This window comes from Pseudomonas sp. CFBP2511, from assembly GCF_030209255.1.
GTDB classification, from domain to species: domain Bacteria; phylum Pseudomonadota; class Gammaproteobacteria; order Pseudomonadales; family Pseudomonadaceae; genus Aquipseudomonas; species Aquipseudomonas avellanae.
Window position 1 is genome coordinate 20,074 of sequence record NZ_JARVSI010000027.1, and the last position, 22,761, is coordinate 42,834.

The 22,761-nt window shown below is 55.8% G+C and carries 17 protein-coding genes and 3 pseudogenes; 5 read left to right on the forward strand and 15 right to left on the reverse strand.

The genetic code is table 11. The annotated features are described in order from the left end of the window. Positions 1–140 precede the first annotated feature (140 nt). On the forward strand, positions 141–887 hold the full coding sequence (locus tag QRN38_RS22095) for an SDR family oxidoreductase (protein ID WP_039433051.1): 747 nt from the start codon (positions 141–143) through the stop codon (positions 885–887). Here the strand turns inward: QRN38_RS22095 and QRN38_RS22100 are convergent. Further along, entirely contained in the window at positions 845–1,933 is a 1,089-nt protein-coding gene (locus QRN38_RS22100) for a LysR family transcriptional regulator (protein ID WP_081025318.1), read from the reverse strand. The two genes, QRN38_RS22095 and QRN38_RS22100, sit on opposite strands and share 43 nt — an antisense overlap. A gap of 199 nt (positions 1,934–2,132) precedes the next feature. Between QRN38_RS22100 and QRN38_RS22105 the strand changes: the two are divergent. Then, positions 2,133–2,700, forward strand: a pseudogene (locus QRN38_RS22105) (conjugal transfer protein TraG N-terminal domain-containing protein); the annotation flags it as partial. Here the strand turns inward: QRN38_RS22105 and QRN38_RS22110 are convergent. The 4 genes and pseudogenes from QRN38_RS22110 to QRN38_RS22125 all read right to left on the reverse strand — a co-directional run bounded on the left by QRN38_RS22110 (position 2,670) and on the right by QRN38_RS22125 (position 5,604). Then, entirely contained in the window at positions 2,670–3,047 is a 378-nt protein-coding gene (locus tag QRN38_RS22110; protein ID WP_039433053.1) for a DUF3742 family protein, read from the reverse strand. The pseudogene QRN38_RS22105 and the gene QRN38_RS22110 overlap by 31 nt on opposite strands. Positions 3,048–3,132: 85 nt before the next feature. Beyond that, positions 3,133–3,690, reverse strand: a pseudogene (locus tag QRN38_RS22115) (RES family NAD+ phosphorylase); the annotation flags it as partial. Between the two features lie 30 nt (positions 3,691–3,720). After that, positions 3,721–4,808, reverse strand: a protein-coding gene (locus QRN38_RS22120; protein ID WP_235814511.1) for an IS3 family transposase whose coding sequence is annotated in 2 segments (ribosomal slippage) — positions 3,721–4,556 and positions 4,556–4,808 — 1,089 coding nt in all. Because the reading frame shifts where the segments join, the coding sequence is not laid out codon by codon here. 169 nt (positions 4,809–4,977) lie between these two features. Beyond that, positions 4,978–5,604, reverse strand: a complete 627-nt coding sequence (locus QRN38_RS22125; protein ID WP_015471990.1) for a hypothetical protein — start codon at positions 5,602–5,604, stop codon at positions 4,978–4,980. A gap of 315 nt (positions 5,605–5,919) precedes the next feature. Between QRN38_RS22125 and mobH the strand changes: the two genes are divergently transcribed. Beyond that, the gene (mobH, locus tag QRN38_RS22130) at positions 5,920–7,803 is read left to right on the forward strand and encodes a MobH family relaxase (protein ID WP_057417713.1); all 1,884 of its coding nucleotides are present in this window, start codon (positions 5,920–5,922) and stop codon (positions 7,801–7,803) included. A 168-nt stretch (positions 7,804–7,971) separates the two neighbouring features. Here the strand turns inward: mobH and QRN38_RS22135 are convergent, their stop codons facing one another. The 10 genes and pseudogenes from QRN38_RS22135 to QRN38_RS22175 all read right to left on the reverse strand — a co-directional run. Continuing rightward, entirely contained in the window at positions 7,972–8,514 is a 543-nt protein-coding gene (locus QRN38_RS22135; RefSeq protein ID WP_081025319.1) for a DUF4189 domain-containing protein, read from the reverse strand. Positions 8,515–8,724: 210 nt separating this feature from the next. Continuing rightward, positions 8,725–9,243, reverse strand: a complete 519-nt coding sequence (locus QRN38_RS28070) for a DUF4189 domain-containing protein (RefSeq protein WP_081025320.1) — start codon at positions 9,241–9,243, stop codon at positions 8,725–8,727. 206 nt (positions 9,244–9,449) lie between these two features. Beyond that, positions 9,450–10,832 carry a Tle-like phospholipase domain-containing protein gene (locus tag QRN38_RS22140; RefSeq protein ID WP_057417714.1) on the reverse strand — a complete coding sequence of 461 codons (1,383 nt, stop codon included), beginning with the start codon at positions 10,830–10,832 and terminating at the stop codon, positions 9,450–9,452. Continuing rightward, positions 10,829–11,419, reverse strand: a complete 591-nt coding sequence (locus tag QRN38_RS22145; protein ID WP_217998284.1) for a hypothetical protein — start codon at positions 11,417–11,419, stop codon at positions 10,829–10,831. The genes QRN38_RS22140 and QRN38_RS22145 overlap by 4 nt, the downstream gene beginning before the upstream one ends. A 65-nt stretch (positions 11,420–11,484) precedes the next feature. Further along, positions 11,485–12,015, reverse strand: a complete 531-nt coding sequence (locus QRN38_RS22150; RefSeq protein WP_057417716.1) for a hypothetical protein — start codon at positions 12,013–12,015, stop codon at positions 11,485–11,487. 331 nt (positions 12,016–12,346) lie between these two features. Next, positions 12,347–12,865: a DUF4189 domain-containing protein gene (locus QRN38_RS22155; RefSeq protein WP_057417717.1), complete on the reverse strand. Its 519-nt coding sequence runs from the start codon at positions 12,863–12,865 to the stop codon at positions 12,347–12,349. A gap of 38 nt (positions 12,866–12,903) precedes the next feature. Then, positions 12,904–14,043, reverse strand: a complete 1,140-nt coding sequence (locus QRN38_RS22160) for a TrbL/VirB6 family protein (protein ID WP_057417718.1) — start codon at positions 14,041–14,043, stop codon at positions 12,904–12,906. Between the two features lie 31 nt (positions 14,044–14,074). Continuing rightward, positions 14,075–14,857: a hypothetical protein gene (locus QRN38_RS22165; RefSeq protein ID WP_235814513.1), complete on the reverse strand. Its 783-nt coding sequence runs from the start codon at positions 14,855–14,857 to the stop codon at positions 14,075–14,077. Between the two features lie 895 nt (positions 14,858–15,752). After that, a complete protein-coding gene (locus QRN38_RS22170; RefSeq protein WP_039418204.1) occupies positions 15,753–17,300 on the reverse strand; it encodes an MASE1 domain-containing protein in 1,548 nt (515 codons plus the stop codon). 968 nt (positions 17,301–18,268) lie between these two features. Continuing rightward, a pseudogene (locus QRN38_RS22175) lies at positions 18,269–18,430 on the reverse strand (transposase); the annotation flags it as partial. Between the two features lie 167 nt (positions 18,431–18,597). Here QRN38_RS22175 and QRN38_RS22180 point away from each other — a divergent pair. Together QRN38_RS22180 and QRN38_RS22185 are read left to right on the forward strand one after the other, a co-directional pair. Continuing rightward, a complete protein-coding gene (locus tag QRN38_RS22180; RefSeq protein ID WP_057417719.1) occupies positions 18,598–20,892 on the forward strand; it encodes an AAA family ATPase in 2,295 nt (764 codons plus the stop codon). Next, positions 20,889–22,736, forward strand: a complete 1,848-nt coding sequence (locus tag QRN38_RS22185; RefSeq protein WP_057417720.1) for a UvrD-helicase domain-containing protein — start codon at positions 20,889–20,891, stop codon at positions 22,734–22,736. The genes QRN38_RS22180 and QRN38_RS22185 overlap by 4 nt, the downstream gene beginning before the upstream one ends. Positions 22,737–22,761: the final 25 nt, after the last annotated feature.

A 22,761-nucleotide genomic window follows, 5' to 3' on the forward strand; every position in this document is an offset into this window, starting at 1 on the left:
GGGCCGAGGCGATCGTCCAATACTGATGAAGTATGTTTTTATATAACAGGCATATACTGCATGCGACCTATTGACAGCCAGAACAAATCGCTTATATATGTGGAAATCAATTAACTTACCTACAGTAGAAGAGGTCTTTTATGGCAGAACTTGCAGTGGTGACTGGTGGCAGTCGCGGTATCGGCGCTGCCATTGCCTTGAAGCTTGGGGGGCTCGGTTATCACGTGGTCCTGACATACACCCGGGATGCCACCGCCGCCGAGCGAGTCATCCAAACCATCGTTGCGGCAGGCGGTAAGGCGCAGGCAATGCAACTGGACATCGCCTGCGAACAACAGGTACTTACCCTGTTCAATATGCTGGATCAACAGGGCGAGCAGTTGACGCTGCTGGTCAACAACGCTGGAATAACTGAAGGCTTTTGCCGGCTCGAAGCGCTGACCTTCGAACAGTTGCAGCGGGTTTTCCAGGTGAATGTGTTTGGCGCGTTCCTGTGTGCACGTGAAGCCGTCCGGCGCATGGGCTATTCCCGAGGCGGGCATGGGGGGTCAATCATCAACGTTTCTTCGCGTGCTGCACAGTTGGGTGGCGGCGGCGAGTGGATCCATTACGCCGCCACCAAGGGCGCGATCGATAGCCTCACCCATGGCTTGGCTAAAGAAGTAGCCGGCGATGGTATTCGAGTCAACGCCGTGGCGCCGGGGCTCATTGAGACAGACCTGCACGCCGCCGCCGGCAAGCCCGACCGGGCGGCCACCCTGGCGACGGCGGTGCCCATGGAGAGGGCCGGTCAACCCGAAGAGGTTGCAGACTGCGTTGCCTGGCTTGCCTCATCTGCAGCAACTTACGTAACCGGCGCTATTGTTCCCGTTGCTGGGGGGCGTTGAGCCTGCAGCCATGTACCGGCCAGGTCGAGCATCGGTAACAAATTGTGTACCGCAGCCGTGCAGTTTTCGGTTAGCCAGGCGGCGCTCATTGGCGAGCGCAGTAGATCCCCCTCAATGGGCAAGAACACAATGCCTTGGCGCTGCTCGGCGCCCACACTCTGAGGCACGAATGTCAACCCCACGCCGGCTCGCGTAAGCCCCAGGGCCGCTTGCAGGTTCTCGATCGGCTGCACGATGTGCACCCTGACCGACGCTGCGTCGAGCGTGTTTAGGATCAGATCGGTCAGGCTGGGAAGAGGATAACGGGGGTAGAGCACGACTTTTTCGCCGTGCAGGTCCGTCACGCTAATGCGCTCGCGCCCGGCCAGTCGGTGCCATGCCGGGACGGCCGCGACCAAAGGTTCGTTCAACAGCAGTTTTTGATGGATCGCCGGGTTCTCGTTAATAGGGGGGCGGGCGAAGCCTATGTCGATGCTGCGCGTCAGGAGCGCAGGGGATATCTCGGCGGCAAGCATTTCTTTGAATGCCAACTCCACCCCCGGACAGCATTGCTGAAACAGACCCAGCACTTCGGGTAAACCGTTGTACATGGCCGAGCCCGCGAACCCTATCACCAGACGCCCACTGCGCCCTTCGGCAATGCCCTTTACGTCGCGAATGCTGTTATGGATATCCGCCAGAATGGAATTGACCCTGAGCAGAAACTGCTCCCCCGCTTCGGTCAGACGGATGGGCCGAGTGTCGCGCTCAAGCAGTTTCACATTCAGCTCATCTTCGAGTTGTTTGATCTGCTGACTCAACGGTGGCTGGGCCATATGCAGCTTTTCGGCTGCACGGGTAAAACTCAACTCTTCTGCGACCGCCTTGAAATATCGTAAATGGCGAATTTCCAGTCGATGTTCAGAGATAGGCAGGGTTGACACGGCTTTGAGGGAATGACGACTAGGCTCTGACATATAAAAACATCCTTTTTTATTAGTTCTTAATTCATATTTTTTAGCAATTATAAATTCCACCTCATTATTACCATACGCAACAATCCACATCGGAGTGCTTGCCTAAAAGTAGACAACTTGCCTCCCTGCGACCACGTCATTCGGACACTCGGCAGTCGTTACGTCTGCGCGATAGTCCAGCGTGGTCTCGCAAACCCGGTTTCTTCCTGATCGTAGCTCATGCAAACACGCCTCTTGAACTCTATGTCCTTGAGCTACGCAGCACTGAATCGCTCCGGGGCTATTCATCTTGCCGAACATCGTGACGCGCGCGGCAGGCGACATGGGAATGGCCGTTGGAAACTCGCAATATCCCCCGCCATGCACGTAGCGCGCCTGGCCCTACCCATGGTGCTCGTGCTGCTCCAGATGGCGTTGGTGATTGCATTTCGCTGGTATTGGTCGTCGGCACCTACGACCTCAAGACAGTCGTCACCGTCAGCGTGGCGCAGTTCGGGTTGTTCCTCTTGGATTTCTAGTTCCAGTTGGCCCGTTGGATCGACAGCACTATCTTGGACGCGCTCCACGATGGGGCTGGAACCGGCCACACAACAATTTCAATCCGATGATCGGCTTGAACAACGCATTCGGCGACATGCTGCTGAACTTCGTCACGGGAAGATGTTCTTGATCCTACCGACCTTTGGGTCGCGCCCTTGGGGTGGCCGAGTCAAGGTTGGAGTGATAGCGCAGAACTTTGTGCCGTCGGCTTCAAGGAAGCGCGTGATACCGCAGGGGCAGGCGTAAACAAGGTAGCCGGAAGGCGCTGTGACGGGCCGGCCAAACCTCAGCCATCAAACGGGTCGTTCGGGTCGTGAGGGTCGATCCTTTGACCGGAGGACGAATACAGTCCGAAGCCCGCCTCCCCATTGCGCAGTTCGTCCTGTTGTGCCCAGCGGTCGTCCCTTCTAGCCAAACTACCTGCCATCCATGCCGCCGCAACTCCCAACAGCAGCAAAACCGCCAGCCAGGAAGCAACGTAGAACAGCAGTCCCAGCACAGCCAGCTTGACCACCCACAACGCCAACGCGGCACCAACGACAGGCACCCCTTTAGAGGCTAGCCAGCTCGACAACCTTCGCTCGCCGCGCGCATAGGCGCGCCATCCACGGCCAACGCTGCGGCCGAGACGTTCTGCGGTACTGATGCGGGTTGTCGTGTTCATGATCGTCTCCTGCTACACGAGGAATTCCTATTCCAGTCTGGTCCAATTCACTCTGCTTGGGGCCTCAATGTACTCTTTTGCTGCTTTAGGACGCTTCGTCATCCGGTTCCACCGGCCCAGGGTCGGGCTCCACACCGATGCGATAGGTAGCAACGAAACCCGGCCAGTCCACGTGGTCAACCAGGTCGATGTCCTTGATGACCCTGACTTTCGCTTCCGCACGCTCGAACAGGGCAATGCTCTTGGCGGGATAGTTGTTGCGCGACGGATAGAGCACCCCGTCGTACAGCGGCAGGCCGTCGTCGCCGAGCATCGCATGCACCTGGGTGGATACCTGCTGTGTGTGCGTGTAGTCGCGGCTGGCCAATTGCTCCAGGTTCAAGCCGAAGTAGCCCGCCATGACGCCCGGTGCCGTGAGATCGGCTAGGCGCAAGTCGCACAAAACGCCCACGGCGCGCACCATCCGACCCTGGACTTCTTGCAGCGTGATCGAGCGCGTGGTGTCCGCAAGCCACTGGTGCTTGTGAAACACCGATTCCATCAGCGCCGTAGGTAGGTCGGGGCCCAGGTAGAGCACGCCGTAGGACCTCGTCGGGTCGTCGTAGCGGTTGGTGCTGCTGCGGCCATAGTGCAGCGGTAATCCCCCCATTTGTAGCAGTCGCCAAAAGTGGAGTTATGCCGCAAGTGCCAACTTTTGCATTGGGGTAATGCCGCCGAGCGCCATGTTCGGACGCTCGTGGTTGTAGGTCCATAGCCATCGTGTGGCTTTGTCTTGCACCTGCTCGATTGAGTCGAACATGGTTCGGGCCAACCATCCATAGCGTACCGTCCGGTTGTAGCGTTCAACGTAGGCGTTTTGCTGTGGCTTGCCTGGCTGGATGTGCTCAATCCGGATGTCGTGCTGCTCGGCCCAGCTCAGTAGTGCACCACTGATGTATTCGGGTCCATTGTCGCAGCGAATCACGCGCGGCTTGCCGCGCCATTCGATGATCTGCTCCAGCGACCGGATCACCCGGGCCGATGGCAAGGACAAGTCAACCTCGATCCCCAGCCCTTGGCGGTTGAAGTCGTCAATCACGTTGAACAATCGGAAGCTGCGACCGTCACTGAGCTGGTCGTGCATGAAGTCCATCGACCAGACCTGGTTGATCGACTCGGGCACCGCCAGTGGCTCGGGCTTGTCGCGCACCAGCCGCTTCTTCGGCTTGATCCGCAGGTTCAATTCCAGCTCCCGATAGATGCGATACACCCGCTTGTGGTTCCAGCCAAAGCCCTTGACGTTGCGCAGGTGCAGAAAGCACAAGCCGAAGCCCCAGTCGCGGTAAGCGGTGGTCAATCGGATCAACCAGTCAGCGATCAGCGCGTTCTCATCCGATGCCTTGGCCTGGTAGCGGTAGCAGGTCTGGCTGATCTGGAAGGTCTGGCAGGCGTGCCGGATGCAAGTTCGCCCACCTTCCACGACTTGCAGGGCCATCTCCCGGCGTTGAGATGGCCTCACCATTTTTTTGCCATTGCCTCCTTCAGCAGATCGGCGCTGAGCTGGGCCTCGGCGTACATCTTCTTCAGGCGCCGGTTCTCGTCCTGCAGCTCCTTGAGCTGGGACACCATCGAGGCGTCCATGCCGCCAAACTTGCTGCGCCACTTGTAGAAAGTCGCCGAACTGATGCCGTGCTCACGGCAAAGCTCTGGCACTGGCGTGCCGGCCTCGGCCTGCTTGAGCACCGCGATGATCTGGCTGTCGGTGAAGCGTGATGTCTTCATGGAAATCTCCTCGAGAAAGGTTACGAGAAAATTCCACTTCTTGCCCCTGCTGATCTGCGGGGGGATTACCCAGCGGGCTGCCCCGATAGACGATGCGGCTCACATGCTGGAGCAGTTCACCCGCATCGATCAGGAACAACGACAACTCGTGACGCATGGCAGTCTCACCTCAATGCACCTGAACGCCCAGCACGTTGAACACGGCCTCGCTCACCTTGTCGATCGAGTCTGGCGTCACCGCATCTACCGGCGAACGCCCGCCCAAGCCTTCGAGCGGTTCGGAAAGCGCACCGTAAATCGTCCAGTTGTCGATGCCCTCGACCTCCTGGAGGACGGCTTGGGTCAACTGCTGTTTCACCGGGTCGAGTTGCCAGTCGGGCAGCTTCTGGCCGCGCGGCCCCACGTTCAGTGCCAGCAACCGACGGGCGAGGATGTCCTTGTAGATCTGCTGACGCGACTTGTCAGCCAACTTGGCGAATTCGGGGATCGGCAGGTTATGCGGCTGGTTAAAGGTTTTCAGCAACGCGGTGCGGCCACGCTGGACTTCGGTTTCATTCGGTGCCCAGCGCGTCTCGGCGCGCAGCGCGGCCGCCTTGCGTGCCAAGGTCTGTTCCATCGTCTCCATTTCCAGGCGGGCGGGAAGCTCCACCGCCTCTACACGCTCATGGACGAACGCCTGCAGCTCGGCCGCGAAAGCCCCGGCATCTCGGATATCAACAATGGCGGCGAAGCGACGCACATCCTCCACCGTGACGCGCGGCAAACGGTCGGCAATTAATTCAATGGAATTGGACATGATCATCTCCCAGGCAGGTTTAAGACAGGAATCACCCTAGTCTCCCCTGTCGCCTTTGTCAACTTTGTCACCTGATAAAACCCTCTTGGCTGAAACGGCGTCCGCGCAGCATAGGCAGAGCCAGCACAGAGGGTCGCCGCCCAATCCACACAAGCGGATTCCACATTGACGCTGGAGCCGCAATCTGCGCCTCGCTATACCGAAACGGTTAAAGACCAAAGGGCAGAAATGGCAAGGGAATGGGGTGCAAGGGGAAAGGCCCTACCCCGAAAAGGCTAAAAGGCCTCCCGCACGGCCCGCTATCAGGACACCTACATGCTCTCCCTGTTCCAGCGAAAAAGGGCTTCGGTCGCTGCCGCTGCGTCGCCAGGACCCACCACCGACCTCCCGAAAGGGCTGACGCGGCCGGAGACGGCCGCGTCCTTGCTCGCCACCCCGCGCCGTCAGAAGCTGCTGGAACACATTTGGCAGCGCACGTCGCTGTCTCGCCAGCAGTTCGACACGCTGTACCGCACGCCCTTGGAGCGCTACGCCGCGCTTGTGCAGCAATTTCCCGCCTCAGAGAGCCACCACCATGCCTACCACGGCGGCATGCTCGACCATGGTCTTGAAATCGTTGCCTACGCGCTCAAGCTGAGGCAGTCCTATCTGCTGCCCGCTGGCGCAACACCCGAAGACCAGGCCGCACAAGCCGAAGCCTGGACCGCCGCCACCGCCTACGCCGCCCTGCTTCACGACATCGGCAAGATCGCTGTTGATCTGCATGTCGAGCAGGCCGACGGCAGTGTCTGGCACCCCTGGCATGGCCCGCTGAAGCAACCCTACCGATTCCGCTATCGAGAGGATCGCGAGTACCGCCTGCACAGTGCAGCTACCAGCCTGCTGTACCACCAGGTGATCGATCGCTTCATCCTTGACTGGCTCAGCGGCTTCCCATCGCTGTGGGCGGCGCTGCTGTACATCATGGCAGGACAGTACGAGCATGCCGGGGTGCTCGGGGAACTGGTGATCAAGGCCGACCGTGCGTCTGTCGCCCAAGAACTGGGAGGAGATCCGGCAAAGGCGATGGCCGCACCGAAGCATGCTCTGCAGCGCAAGCTGCTTGACGGCCTGCGCTATCTGCTCAAGGAAGAGTTGAAACTAAATCAGCCCCAGGCGTCCGATGGCTGGCTGACGCACGATGCGCTCTGGCTCGTCAGCAAGACCGTCTCGGACAAGTTGCGTGCCCACCTGTTATCGCAAGGCATAGACGGCATCCCAGCGAACAACTCAGCTGTGTTCAACGTTCTTCAAGAGCACAGCATGCTCCAGCCCGCACCGGACGGTAAAGCGATCTGGCGTGCAACGGTGACCAGCTCAAGCGGCTGGTCACATGCCTTTACGTTACTGCGGCTCTCGCCCGCCCTGATCTGGGAGGCTGGTGAGCGGCCGGCCGCCTACGCGGGGACGGTGCTTGCTGAAACAGGCCAAGGTGCCGAGGCAACCGGCGAGAGTGCGCCGGACTTGCTTGACTCTTCCATGCAGGACACCGCCGAAGATCGAGCCAATCCGCCGTTGGAATCGAAGCCTTCTTTGAGCACACAACCCGTAGCGAGAAACGCCCCGGATATGATGGATGAATTGCTGGCAATGATTGGGGAACCAGATCAACCGAAGGCCGATGACCAAGGAAACTCATCGGTTCAGCCAACGCCTGAAGCTCCCGCAAAGCCACACCAGGTGAGCGAATCCGTCCTAGCGAACAAAAATCCAATGTCGACCAGTACCCAACCATCCAGGGATGAGTCGAATAGCATCTCAACTCAAATGTCAGCCGATCATTTCGTGACATGGCTACAGCAGGCGATTGCATCGCGCCGACTCGTCATCAACGACGCTAAGGCGCTGGTGCATATCGTGGCGGATGCCGTCTATCTGGTAAGCCCAGGTGTGTTTCAACGCTATGCGCAAGAACATCCTCAAATCGCTGACTATGCCAAGCGTGAAGAGATGACAGATTGGCAGTGGGCGCAAAAGAGATTTGAGAAATTACATCTACACCGTAAGCAAGCCAATGGCCTGAACATCTGGACGTGCGAAGTAACCGGACCTCGCAAATCGCGACGGCTCCACGGCTACCTGCTTGAGCGTTGGCAGGGTGTATTCGGGGAGCTTCCGCCAAACAACCCATACCTGACGCTCCGGGAAGGAAACTCATAACCGCCGATCCATTCAGACGCATCCACTTCGCTTGATGACTGAAGGTGTACCCCTCATTGGTTTGTTTGAGTGTGAGCCAGTAGCGTTCACGTCTATCTCCGAGCCACGGCTATGAATGTCAAACCGGATGTCGAAGTCTGGGCCTATTGAGGTGCCTACTGGGAGTGATCAATAAGCTTCGAAAATAGGCTCCGAGCATGCTTCATAAATAATCTTGCACTCTACTCCCGGCGTAGGTCTATTGTCAGCTCTGCACCTTTCTAAAGCGACATTACTTGCTTCAACAGTTGTCCCAGCACCCACAAAATTTGATAAGCCAGTTGAAAATGGCTTCCCGTTAACTTTTGGCTCGGCTATAGCAGCACATTGATTATTATAAGCAAGCCCGATCTTGCAGTTTTTTTCGCCATGGGAGGCGCAACGATTGAGTGCGTCCTTTTCAGCCTCAGATTTCGAGAGTTTGCCAGTAGTTACGCCGTAGCTAAAAATAGAGTCGACAGACCCCATTGCTATAGCTCCCCAGGTTTTAATCCATTTCCCCAGCGGCCGAGGTGCTGGTGCAGTCTCTTGAGAGCTTCCTTGGGGGATAGGCGCACATGCGGCTACCCCCTGCCCGCCAATCGGATATTGCCCGGGTGGACAGCCTTGCTCAGCCATTGCTGGGATCCCAACGATCATAAGAAATAACAACGCAAATCTGTTGAAACTCATATATGCACGGCCTCTTCAAAAAAACAAATCCCGGCAATTTTATGCATTGCCGCTTTCATTTTTCCAGCATTGCCGCGCGAACCTGGCAAAGGAGTAGATTCAGAACCATTAGGTTGAACAACTGAGCTGGATCCTGTTCTAGCTGTATCACTTGCTATCTCAGCAGGCCAATCTGTAGACCTAGTAATTATTTTTGGCTCGTGAAGCGGATCAGTATTTCTGAAAATAAGGCTCAGAGCATGCCTGATATATCACTCTACAGTCTAAACCCTTGTTGTGTTTAGTGCAGTTTGCGAGAGCGTCACTACTCGCGACATCTATTGTCGGGCCGCCAGTATACGAAAGCACCCCTGATATGGCACTTTCATTCTTATATGGCTCTGCAATTGCAGTGCACTGATTTTCGTATACGAAATCCACCTGACACTCTTTTCCGCTCACAGATTTGCATTTTGACAACGCTTCTTCTTGAGCATCTGACTTTTTCAACTTGCCCTTTGCAACACCCAAGTTATCCCCACCGTCGCTCGCTATCGCTCCCCAGGTTTTGATCCATTTTCCTAGCGGACGAGGTGCAGGTGCCGCCGGTTCTGAGTTTCCTTGGGGAATCGGAGCGCATGCGATAGCTCCCTGCCCACCAATTTGATACTGCCCTGGCGGGCAGCCTTGAGCACAAGCAGTTATAGGAAGATATAAAATTGGAAAAACCAAAAGAACAGAAAGCCTCATAGATGCATGACCTAAATATAAATTAATTCACCTGAAGTACATCGGCTTCTTTAACACACAGACCTCAGTCTCGTCCAGATCTGCAGTAACGCTACTGATAAAGTGATGGTGGTTACCCAATCTGATGAGCTTGAAGCCGATAACGGCGAACACGCGGCTACCCTGTTTCATTACGACTGACGTGATAGCGCTCTATTAAGTGATCTTTACAGCGCCCGCATCGGCGACTGCTGAGCGATGTCCGGCTGGGACCGCTGAGCATCCAAGGCCTGTGACTGGCGGATGCTTTCCTGCAGTGGAGGCACGGTCTCGGACAGATCCACCTTGACCCGGAAGCCCGGTGTCTGGCCAACGATCCAAACCGCGTCCTGATGCGAGGTCACGCTTTGCAGCTGATCGACACGCAGGATACCCACACGCTTGGCTTCGACCGTGGCATGCATGGCCTCGGCCGGCGAGGTGCCGGCGGGGAGCTTGCTGTGGATGGCCTGATAAAGCGGATCGTTGGGAACCGATGCGGATACAGGCTCACCGAACCGACCACGCGGCGCTGCCGGTGCATCCACTTCGCCGTCAGATGGGCCCAAAGGTATCTTCCAGCCTGGCGGGACATATGTCGGCGCATGCTCGCTCTGCATGCGCTGCCGTACCTCTTCCCAGCGTGCCGCTGCCATGTCCGCGCGCCCTGCGCCGGATGCGAGCGGGCCGCGCAACTGATCGATGCCATCGGCCAAGGTCATAGCCTGCATGCTGCGTGTACCGAGCGTGGCACCGAGGCGCATCGACGCTACGTCGTCGCGGTACTTGTCGATCATCGGTGAGTACTGTTGCGCCAACTGCTGCGCTTTAGGGTCTTCCAACACCGAGCGATCCGGATTGCCGTTGCCGTCCACTGGCAGGAAGTTGTGGATGCGGTGCGAATCGCCCAGGGGGATGGCAACAAACGGATTGCGCGCATCCAGCACACTGGCGGTATTGGCGTAACCAGCCTGTTCCAGGGTGGCAACCTCATGTGGTGTGGCATACACCTTCACCTGGCCATAGTGCTTGCTGGCAGCGCTGACGGCATCGCCGGCCATCACGTGGTTGATCACGTCGGTGCCGCCTTCTGGAATCCGCCGATCCAGGCTGACCGCGCCGTAGGCGTTGAAGGTCTCGCCCCTGAGACCGAAGTGGTGGGCGGTGACCTGGGCCAGGTTGCCACCGAGGGAATGGCCGGTGACAAAGACGTCGGGTTTGTGCCCGTCACGCTTGCCTAGTCGCTCAGCTGTCTCCATTGCATGGCGGGTCAATTCAATTGCATCGTCTGACTGGTTGTTGTGACGTGCTGCAACCATCCCGCCATCCGCGGACACACCATCCTGCTGGAGTTGCCGCTCAAACTCGGTGCCGCGATGGGCGACAACAAGTTCGCCTGTGTCGACCCTCCTGTAGATCATGCCCTGATAGCCAGAAGGCCTATCAACGTATTCAAGCCGCTTGTATGGAGCACCACCGATATCTACCGTTCGACTATTTTCACCGGTTTCGCGTGGCTCGTCATAAACATCGCTCGCCAAAGCAGCATATTGTTGCGCAGTCAGAGTCATGGCGTTTCCTTGGTGGAAAACAGGGTCACTTTGAACAACTGGTTGCGCAAACTCTCTTTGAACTGAGTGGGGTCCGAATGGCCAGAGTCGGGATAGTTATCCATTTCATCTTTCGGATATCCGCCAGACCAGAAATATGTCACCCCCGGCTCGCCACTAAGCAATTTATCTTTATATATCCCTGGCTGAAATCGTGTTTCTTCATGCTTACCGGTAGCTCTTAACGAAACATCTGCGCTAGTTAGCTCCCATCGGCAGACGCCCTTGCCATAGTAGTCCGAATCCACCATTCCATCTGCGTAGATCGTCGCCACATATGTAGATTCGTTGATTTTCTTAAAATGGATGGGTATTCCATCTTCTTTAGATTTGCTCCAGACACCTGCAATAGGCTCGATTGGCGTGCATTGCTTGTGGTTGGTCATTTCATAGAACGCAGTTCCTGATATCCACTCAAACGGCCCCGGCGCATCCTCGATGGTCATCGTGATCCGGTACGCCTGTGTCGGATGCGGGTTCTTGCGGTAGACCGGATCGCCGTCGGTGGTGGTCGCGTCGGTGTCGTGTCTTTCAGAGCCAGTATTCATGGGGTTACATCCTGCCAAGAAAACCAAGACAAGAGAGCTAGCAATTTTAATCCCCAGCTTCCCTTTCATGCGGCCATCGTGCGCTGTGCAGAACGTTGCGCGGCTGTCATGGAGTTCGCAAGTCGTTCACAGATGCGGTTAATGTTGACGCGATGTATCAACAAGGCAATGAGCATGATTGCAAAGACCACCCCAAATTCGGGGAACTTCTTCATGACATCCATCACATAGGGAACGCATGCCGCAGCCACTGCAAGCATGAACATCAGCAGCGTCATTGCAGTCGCATTGACAATAACCTGGCGAAGCTGTTTCAGTTCTTCAGTATGTTTTCCCTCTGCTTGCAGCTTTCTCCAAACTGTCAAAGCACCTGCAATGAGACCCAGCAGCATCGCAACTATCGCGAAGTGCAATACAGCACAGATTGTGGCCGCATACTGTGCAAGGTCCAGCAGGACCGTGAACGAAGTTCGATAGGCCAGCACAACCAAACTTGCGGTCAGTAAGGTTGACATCAGCAGGATAGTCAACATGCGCCGAACGCCCTTGGGTGACCGGTACCAATGTGCGTTTTGGGAGGGAAACACGCTATCCATTACATCGCTCCTGCGAACTCTATTTAACTCACGGCGGACGTGGTCAGGGGTACGGACGAGCTTTGAGGGATGCCTGCAGGAAGCGCTTTTTGGCAAACGCGTGCAAACATCTGTGCTGAGACGGGGTTGAAGCATTTGGGATAAGTCACAACGTAAGTGCCCGTCGCAGGGTTTACCGGCAGCCAATAATCTGTGGGAACACCGAGCGTGCGGAAGGCTAATGGATCGTTGTTGTAATAGGGAATGAATTCACAAAAGCCGCCGTTCTGTGCCGGCGACTGTATTGAATGTATGAGACTCGTTCAGGGCTATAGTTACATCCAAGCGTGTATCAAAATTTTTCAAAAATCTGCTCGGTACAGTTGGAATACATTACTCGGCATGAGTTGTTGTTTGCAGCGGTGCACTTTTTCTCCGCTTCAGCCTTAGCTTCTTCAAGTTCCGCATTTCCTACGAACTGCAGCTTACCAGCAACAGATATTCCATCCTTGTAAGGTTCTGCAACAGCTGCGCATTGATTGTGATAGGTAGCCCAATCACGGCACTCCTTTCCACCCGCTTTTACACAATTAGCGATGGCGCCTTTCTGCGCTTCACGCTTAGAAAGTTTCCCGTAGTCAACTCCTACGGCACCCTCTCCATCAATTGCAACAGCTCCCCAGGTCTTAATCCATTTCCCCAGCGGCCGAGGCGCTGGTGCAGTTTCTTGAGAGCTTCCTTGGGGGATAGGCGCACATGCGGCTACCCCCTGCCCACCAATCGGATATTGCCCAGGTGGACAGCCTTGCTCAGCCATTGCTGGGATCCCAACGATCATAAGAAATAACAACGCAAATCTGTTGAAACTCATATATGCACGCCCTCTAAAAAAACCAAATCCCGGCAATTTTATGCATTGCCGCTTTCATTTCTTCCAGCATTGCCGCGAGATCCTGGCACAGGGGTAGATTCAGAACCACTAGGTTGAACAAGTGAGCGGGATCCTGTTCTGGCTGTATCACTACCTATCTCAGCAGGCCGATCTGTAGAACTAGATGACCGCTGTGGCATATACGATCCTGCCGGTTGCCCCTGTGGTCCAGGACTTGCCGCTCCGCCACGATCAAACGCTGAATATGCCATGAACGTTCCCATATTACCCTGCCAGATCGCCGCCGCCAACGTTGGCACGCTGATGATCAATCCAGTCATGATCAGTCCGATACCGCCCTGCTGCAGGGCTTGGCTAGACAACCCTTCTGCATTGCCCAGTGTGATGAGTCGGGCAGCCCAGTAGGCCGCGGCCACTTTTGCTGTGAATTTCAGCACCATCGCCGTGACCACCGACAACATGGCCATCGAGAACAGCGTGCCGATCACGTAGAACAACCACTTCTTGAACAGGTCCTTGGTCTGGTCGAAGATCAGCGCCAGGATGAAAATTGGTCCGATCCCGATCAGGAACGCCATGGTGAACTTGAACAACAGCAGCATCGCCCCAGCTGCCATCGGCGGGCTGGCGGTGCCGAAGCCCGCCATCAATACAGCGCGGCCTTTCTTCTCTATTGCCTCCGGATCGGTTGGGTCGACGCGCACCGCATCCAGCGCGGTCAGCGCCACCTGCGTGTAGGCAAGATTTTGGTCAATAGCATCGGAGGCGGTGCTGTCCTTATCACCCGTGAACAGGCCGTGGATCTCCTTGTCTAGGTTTTGGGTCATAGTCTGGTGCAGCATTGCGCCATTGACCCCGACAGCTGAAGCAAGGCTGATGATGATCGCGACTTTGCCGGCCTTGATCATGGTCGCCATTGCACTTTCACGCGACTGCCCGGTTGCGATGCGATAGCCCAGAATCAGTACCCACAGAGTGGTCACTGTCAAAGCGATCGTACTGACCCACCTCATAGCGCGGCTCATCAACTCCAAGCCGAACTCTTGAATCTCGTTGCTGAAGTAGTCGTTGACCAGTTTGAAGAAAACGAACTCACCGAGGCCGATATCCGCCAAAGGCTGCAACCAGTTCATCGCTCCGTGGAGAATTGCGTCCATTACCTTCTGCCTGTCTGTCGTGGTGTAGCGATCAATTGGATAACGCGGCTTTCAGCGTTGCGGCCTGCACGAGCTGTCCCAGCGGTTTGAGCCAGCTATTTTGGTCGCCATCCAAAGCTTTTCTGGCCAATCGCGACTGATCTTCCTTGAGCCCGACGATATAGCTGTCATATGCCGTCATCTGGGCCTGCCAGTAGTCCAGGTCCATGGCGTTTTGTGCTACGAAACGCTGAACTTCGTTATCGTTGGCAGCAAGCGCCCCTTGGCTGGTGCCACCTCGGTCGCGCTGCGCCTCAATCGCTTTAAACTGGTTGTTGCGTTCTATAAGGCGCTTGAGCATGCGTACCGACTCGTTGTACTTGGCATTTTTTGCCAGCACCATGCGTGTGCAGACCTTCATTTGCTCCTCCACCATATTTCCTTTCATGTTGGGGGCGAGAGACTTGAATTGCTGGAGCACCCCTGCGAGGCCAGTCTTTGGGGCACCCGGACAGTCGTCTTCCAGGCCATAGTCTTCTGGACGTTCGGCAAAGTTGTCAGCCATGGTGGACGTCCCTAGGTTCAAACGCTGAAGCTTGATGAGCTGCTGCTGATAGTGATCCAGCTGCTGCTGATACTGCTTGAGCGTCTCGGTCCATCGCTTAGCCTGCTCTGCGTACTCCTGTAAGGCCTTCGCCATCGACGTTGGGTCATTGACAATCACTCCCACTGCATTCGCGGGCCCAACACTAAGACCGGCCGCAAGCAACAAGCCTGCGGCGAGACGTGAAAATGAAAGGCGTGAGCGGCGTGAGCGGCGTGAGCGGTCATTCATGGCGGGACTCGTCGGTCTTGTTGGGTGCAGATGGATGGCGGGGATAGCAGAACGAGGGATATAGAGGGCACAGCCCGGAAGGCAATAGGTAGCCCAGGCAGGTGGTGGGGAGTCAAACGCGTAACGCAATCATGAAGCGAGAGAATTTTTGTTCAGACACAGGCACAGCGACGAGAAAGACGCCGCCGGGGGTGCGGAGATGAGCGCCTGCTAGGGCCATTATCCTTATGTGCTATTGAGGCAGGTTGGGTCGAACTCTGGCATAGGTCAAGGCAGATTGCCACTACCTGCTCCCCTCCAGACCGTCCTCTCATGGTCTAGCGGCCGCCACCTCAAGGGACAAGGTTGCCTGGGTAGGAAAAATCTGACATCCGGGAACGGCAATTCCTCACCCTCTGCAATGGCGTGCCCGGTCGAGTCCGCACGATATTTGTCAACCGAGGAAAGCTCTGGATCGCGTACCGTCGCAGCTGCCTGGACCGCAGGCGAGCACTCCCTCTTCGAGGGGAAAGGACATGTGATGCGTAACTTCCAACGTACGGCAAAAGTGGCAGTGGGACTGCTAGGACTGGCACTGTCATACAGTGCGGCGGCGTGCTGTCCGGATGTCGGTCATAGCCCCGCTGCAGCAACAACAGGGCTGGGGGCCAGTCGTCCCTCTGCTACTGATCTCTCGGCTGTCAGCACCTTGCACGTGTATACGTTCGAGCGAGATGGGATCCGCTACCTGCAAGTCAATGGCCCTAGTGGCGATGTCCGAACTGCAATCGGGTGGATCGACGGTACCCGTTGGGTCATGCCGGTTGGTATCGATGCAGACCGCACCACGATCCTGGCGGCGGGTTCACGCCCGAACGGTACAGTCGTATATGAAGGAGATGGTATGACGGTGCTGCTACAGACACTCCCGCGTGGTAACAGCTGGCTCATCGTACCTAAAAATTGATCGTGTCCCTGTTGGTTCGGAAACAAAGAAGCTGATCTTGCCCGTATGGTGGCGCCGGCAGGTGCCACCATACGAGCGCACCCTGCTGGACAACTCTGCTGTGTTCTCAAGAGCGGTCCGACTGGCAGGCTTGCTCTCTGGCTTATCCCCGTAAATAGATACAGCAATGCCCTGGAGCCCGCGCAGTTTTCCGACCCTGGCCTTGATGGTATGACGCCTTGCTGGAGGCAGACAGGCAATCGCCTGCTGGGTGCATCTGTAGACGGCAAGCTGCAGCCCAACAGACAATTGCATGGGATTGCCGCGTAGCATGACTGGGTGGATTTCTGTGTGACTGGAACTGGCGAAGCCTGGCGAACGGAAAACGTGATAGAGCCCATGCGTCTCGATCTCCAGCGGGTACAAAGCATTGATGTACTCGTGCAGCATCTTCGATTGGATAGAGCCCGTACGAATCATCCGCATGGCGGCTTCATGTTGTCCGCGTGACTTGAGATGACTTTCGATGTCGCGGCGTAGTCGGTTCATCTGTACCTCGATGTCGACGTACTCGATCACGTGCTCGCGCAATTCCCGCTCAGCCCATAGGTAGCTCAGTTTTGCCGTATCCAATGCCTGTTGCTCGCCTCGCAGACGCAGGCGCACTTCGGCAAGGGTGCTGGAGATACGCGCGCCCAGCACGAATAGTCCCGTAGCCGTTGTTGCGAGCATCACCTGCACAACAAAGCCTATTGAGTCATAGGCCCCCAGCACACCCGTATTTCGCAGTGAAAATGCCAGAGCGGTATTCGCCAGCACAACGCCGATGGCCGCGCCCCGCCAGCCATGCAGCCAGGTGAGTAGAACGGCAGGAACGATCAGCAACGACATTAAGCCCAACCGTGCAACATTACTTTGCGGCAGTGTTGCTAATGCAAAGATCAATGCAGTCGCCAGAACCGCCAGTGCGCAATGAGGCGTCAGGCGGCTGGGCGTCTCTTCGTCGTGGCGGCGCATCCATAGAAGCACCGGCAGGACCACCATCAACATTCCGAGGTAGTCACCTACAGCGAAACGGGCGAACTTGACGCCGCTTATTGCCGACGAAGGTCCGTCGAGCATGATGTTGGTCCCCAGAGTGCAGAGCGCGCCCCAGACTGCCGTGACCAGAAGCATCGGGATCAGTGACGCTCCTGCGCGATGTACTGCCCCATACCTTGCCCGAATAGCAATAGGGACCAGAGCAATGGCCGGGACCAGGATCCAGGGGCTTGCGTAGGCCCAGGTAGGATTGACACCGACACTGCTGATCGCGGGAACCCGAATCATGAGCAACGCCGCGACATCGCCCATCAGTATCCAGGGTAGCAAGCGAGAAGGGGCGAGCAGCAACGCTGCGATCCGAAGACCAGCTGGCAGGTACCACTGATCCAGTGAGCAGTGCCAAGACAGTTGAAACGCCAAGCAGTAGGCCGTAGCGGTTAACAGGCCCTGCGTCACACTTTTCAGCCCTTCCATGGGAATACCTTGAGTTTTGACGACGCCAGAGCATACCTGAGCGGGAGCCGTAACGGTGTGGGTGACCAAGACCGGTACATGCCCCTACAGCCCAGTGAAACGGGTACGCCACAGATGCGCGTCAGGTATGTAGAGAGCCTGCTGCAAAAACATGGACGTCCTTGCCCCCTCGGCTTGATCAGATGGACAGAGGCCGTGGTGGGGAGCGTGGAGTTGGCGGGAGCCCTGGAATGCAATTCGGCTTGGTCACGCGATGAGCAGTGTTCTACGGTTACGAGGACGGCACCCTGTCACGCTGGGAAAGAGCGCTGCCGCTAGGCACGGCGTCCCAGCCAAAGTAAAAGCGTGCCATCATCACCACATCTAAGCGAGCACGTCATTTCAACCACTACCAGGGAGGTACTTGTCATGAAGCCACGCACCACTGCCGCCACTTTCGCACTGGCTGCGGCTTTAGGCCTCGGCCTGAGCGCCCCAGCTCGCGCCCAGGCGCCTGATCCTTGCTCGGTCTTTCTTTGCATGTCCAGCATGACCGGCTTCGGCACTCCGTCTCCTGAATGTGCAGCGCCGATCGCAACCTTCCACGCCATCCAGGTATGGAGTCCGGCCTTCAACCCGCCGGCCACGGCGGCGGCACGCCGGGTATATCTGACGACATGTCCAGGCGCGACTGCACCGAATCAAGCCATCTTGGAAGCCATCATCGCGAAGTGGGGCTATAGACCTTGACGGGCATCGCCCGCTGACTCAGAAACATGCTTTTGAGGCTTTGCGGGAGTACCACCACGCTCCTGTTCGCCAGGTGGATCGCGCATTGCCTTTCTAGGCGATTGGGTTCCTACGCATCGGCCAGTGGGAAGTGAACCGCAACCTTTGTATGTTCGCCCGCAGGAAAGCGCACTCTGCAGCCAACCTTGGGTTTGCTGATACACCGCCTCCCAAGGCGGAAAATCGTTGGGAAGCAATCACTATGGTGCGCCGGCCCGTGCGATCCAGCGCTGCGCGTTGAACATCGCGCGTAGCGCTTACTTACGCTGTGGCGCCTGCGCATCCATTAGTGTCAAATACGGCGCAGCAAAGGCCCATTCGTCTTCGGAAATGTCGGTCGGATAAGGATTACGAGGCTTCATCCGTATACTTTAGAGTGGCAAGGGCAACAGCAGCATCCACAAAGCCCCGCGCAGATCCTGCGACTAGCGGCTGAAGGTCAGGGCTAATCAGGTCTCTCTTTGATTGTTATAGGCAGCTAGCTATATTGATAGCAAACTGACACTCTTCCGGCTTTCAAGGACGATCCATGCGCATTCAGCACGTAGAGATATCTAACTTCCGAAAGCTGCTTTCTGTGCGAATTGACTTCGCTAATGAGACCACGCTGCTTGTAGGTGCAAACAACAGCGGCAAATCATCGGCCATGCTGGCACTCCGGAGATTTTTGGTTTCGAAGGGATCTTCTTTTCGGCTCCAGGATCTGACTCTTTGTCATTTCGCCAAGCTTGACGAAATTGGTAAGGAGTGGGAGACCCCACCAGCAAACTTTGAAATTCCTACAGCCAAGGACTGGGCCGACTGGCTCCCTAGTCTGGATATCTGGGTGTCGGCAGATCAAGGAGAATTCCACTTCATCCGCGATCTCATTCCCAGCTTTGCGTGGCGCGGGGGGCTTGTGGGAATGCGTTTCCTGCTTGAACCAGATGATATGAATATGCTGTACACGGACTATCGCAAGGAGCGCGCGAGGGTTGCAGAGCTTGAGGATGCTTTAGGGAAGGAGGACCCGCTTGGTAGCCCGCTGACGCTATGGCCACAGAGCCTCCATGATTACTTGAACCGTCGGCTGGGAGATAAATTCAAGGTTCGTTGGTATCGCCTAGATCCGCAACAACTTAAGAAGCCTCACAAGTCGACTCGAATGGCTCAAATGCAGCAATTGAGTCCTACCTCCCTGCCTCTGGAAAGCAATCCCCTCAGTGGATTAATTCGAGTACACGAGATCAATGCACAGCGGGGATTCGGCGACCATTCGGACGACAATCAAGGCGATAACACTAGACCCAGCGGTGCCCGAAAACTCTCGGAACAACTCAGATCCTATTACTCCCGACACCTAGATCCAGGTGACAGCCCAGATATCTCAGATCTCGAAGCGTTGCGGGCGATAGAAGCAGCCCAGTCGGCATTCGATACCAGGCTAAGTAGCAGCTTCGAATCTGCTATTAAAGAGGTCGAGGGATTGGGCTACCCTGGCCGCAATGACCCACGCATCAAAGTCGCAAGTCGCCTAGCAGCAACCGACGGCATGAACCATGAAGCTGCCGTCCTTTTTGAGTTGGATTCAATTCAGGGCGCCCCGGGAGCCCCTCCTCTTCATTTACCTGAGACCGCTAACGGGTTGGGATATCAAAACCTGATATCCATGATTTTCCGGCTGATGGGTTTTAGGGATGAGTGGCTAAGAAAAACCAGGGCCGCCAGCGCGGAGGTAATAGACCGCATCGAGCCCATCCACCTCGTGCTCATTGAAGAGCCTGAAGCCCACCTTCATGTTCAAGTGCAGCAAGTGTTCGTACGGCACGCCTACCAAGTTCTATGCCGAGACGCTTTGCTTGAACGCTACCCAAATCTGAAGACTCAGCTTTTGGTGAGTACGCACTCCAGCCATGTAACTCATGAAGTGGAGTACCAGAATCTTAGGTATTTCAGGCGACTCCCAGCAGGGATGTATGGCATCGGCGTACCGGTGTCGACGGTGTCTAACCTCTCTAACGTGTTCGGCGATGGAACAAAGACGAAGGAGTTCGTAACCAGGTACCTACGGGCACAGCACGCAGACATATTCTTCGCCGACGCCGTCATCTTGGTAGAGGGCTCAGCAGAGCGAATGATGCTGCCGCATTTCTTGCGGAATAAGTTTCCATTCCTTGACCGCTGCTACATCACAACCCTTGATATCGGTGGCAGTCACGCACACCGACTAAGGCCTTTAATTGACGCGCTTGGCATCCTCACTCTGGTTATTACAGACCTCGATGCAGGGTTGAATAAAGCGGCAAAACCGGTGCAAAGAAACGCAGATCAGATTACGAACAATCCGACATTGCGGAGCTGGATGAAACTGATGCATCTGGGCAGTACAGTGGATGAGCTGCTTGAGCTGCCAGCGAATCAAAAAGAGCACCAGATCGACGACCTGTACTCGGTGCGCATCGCCTATCAAACTCCTATTTCCACCCACCTGCCCGCTACTGGTAAAGCAATACAAACCCTACCAAATACCTTTGAAGACAGCTTTGTGCTTAGCAACGCCGGTCACTTTGCGGAAAAAACAAACGGCACTGGTATGATGAAGGCCTTCGTAAAAGTTTTGAATGAAGCGCAAACATCGGAAGCCGTCGGAGAAGGTTTTTTCAACGAATTACGCGAAGGAAAGAAAGCAGAGTTTGTGTTGCTCGTTTTGGGCGACAAGAACTTCCCCAACCTTGAAATCCCTGAATACATCAGTGAAGGCCTCAACTGGCTTGAGTCGAAATTGCGAAGCAAGCAAATAGAGCTGCTGGTAATTCCACCCGAGTGCGCGGAGGTGACGCCATGAGCGAGGCAGTTATCGCAGATGCCGACGACACTATGCAGGCTTGCCTGAATCTGGCAGACCCGAAGAGTTTTTTTCTATACGCAGGTGCTGGCTCAGGAAAAACCCACTCACTCGTCGAAGCTATCCGCGAACTCAAAGGTCGCGAGCGAGAACGCCTGACATTCGAGGGCAGACGCATTGCGGTGATCACCTATACAAACGCAGCCTGTGATGAGATTCTTCGGAGGCTAGAGTTTGATCCACTCGTGGAAGTCTCAACCATTCACGCGTTCGCCTGGCGCCTAATCCAAGGATTCGACAATGAGATCAGAGAATGGCTAAGGATCAAACTTCCCCAGGACATTGAGAAGATCGAGGGCGAGCTAGCACGTTCGAGAGGCGACAATAAAACATCTCGAGCAAACAGACGGAAGCTACAAAGCAAGAGACGCAGACTTGAGAATCTCGACGAGATTACGAAGTTTATCTACAGCCCCATTGGCGACAACAGAGAGCGGCAAGCACTCAATCACGATGAGATCATCAAGTTAACTGCAGCATTCGTTCCTGAACGCCCTTTGCTGGATGTTCTAGTAGACCGCTACCCAGTCGTATTGATCGACGAAAGTCAGGACACCCACGCTCCAGTAATGGAGGCTTTTCTGAAGGTCCAGCAATTGGCGAAGACTCGCTTCTGCTTGGGGCTACTCGGCGACACCATGCAACAGATTTACGGCCATGGAGTAACGCGCCTTGACAAAGCGATACCGGATGACTGGTTGAAACCTGAAAAGGTCGTTAATCGCCGCTGTCCTCGTAGGGTTGTAGACCTTATCAACGTGATTCGAAGCACTGCAGACACTCATCAGCAGACCCCCAAGCCCGATGCCATTGAAGGTGTGGTGCGCATGTACTGCATTAGTCAAAGCCAAGAACAGGCACCAAATCTTGAGGAAGGCATCGCTCAGTCGATGGCTGCAATCACTGACGACGGCGAATGGGCTACCGGTTCTGCGGGCCGAAAAACCTTGATCCTCGAACATAAGATGGCTGGACGGCGGATGGGGTTCGAAAAGCTGTTCACGCCCCTATACGGGGTTGAGCACCTTCAAACAGGCTTGCTGGATGGAACATTGCCCGCACTTCGCGTTTTCAGCGAAGGCGTTCTTCCCATTCTTACCGCAAAGGACGATCACTTCCTTGTGCTTGAAGCCGTACGCTCTCGCTCTCCGTTGCTCAGCAAGGATGCAATGCAATCAACAGGGGATCAATCGGCCCACATGCAACGTGTAGAGGACGCGACGCATGCCCTGCTCTCTCTTTTCGAAAAAAACGATCCAACACTGAGCGAGGTCGCAACGCTTCTGTTGCAAACCCAACTGCTTGATGTGCCTGATAATCTGGTTGGGGCTATGGTGCTGGGAGCCCCTAGTGAGGCTCCAGATCCTGAAGATACGAACGCGATGACCAACTACGCCTACCAGCTATTCCTTGAGCGTCCATTTTCGGAGCTTGCAGCCTTTGCGAGTTATGCGGATGGCCTTTCACCCTACGGTACACATCAAGGGGTAAAGGGGCTGGAGTTTCCACGAGTCATGGTCGTCATCAACGATGAGGAGGCAGGCGGCTTCTTATTCAGCTACGACAAATTGCTGGGTGTAAAAGAACCAACAAAGACTGACCGGGACAACGAGCGTGACGGCAAGGACAACGCACTAGCACGTACTCGTAGGCTGCTTTACGTGACATGTAGTCGGGCTGAAAAGAGCCTGGCGATTGTCTTATACACACCCCACCCTGCACTCGCCAAGCGAAACGTTGTTGCTGCTGGCTGGCTTCAGGAGAGCGAGGTCGAAATCCTTTGAGGCCTTCCTCCTAGGCAATTCCCCA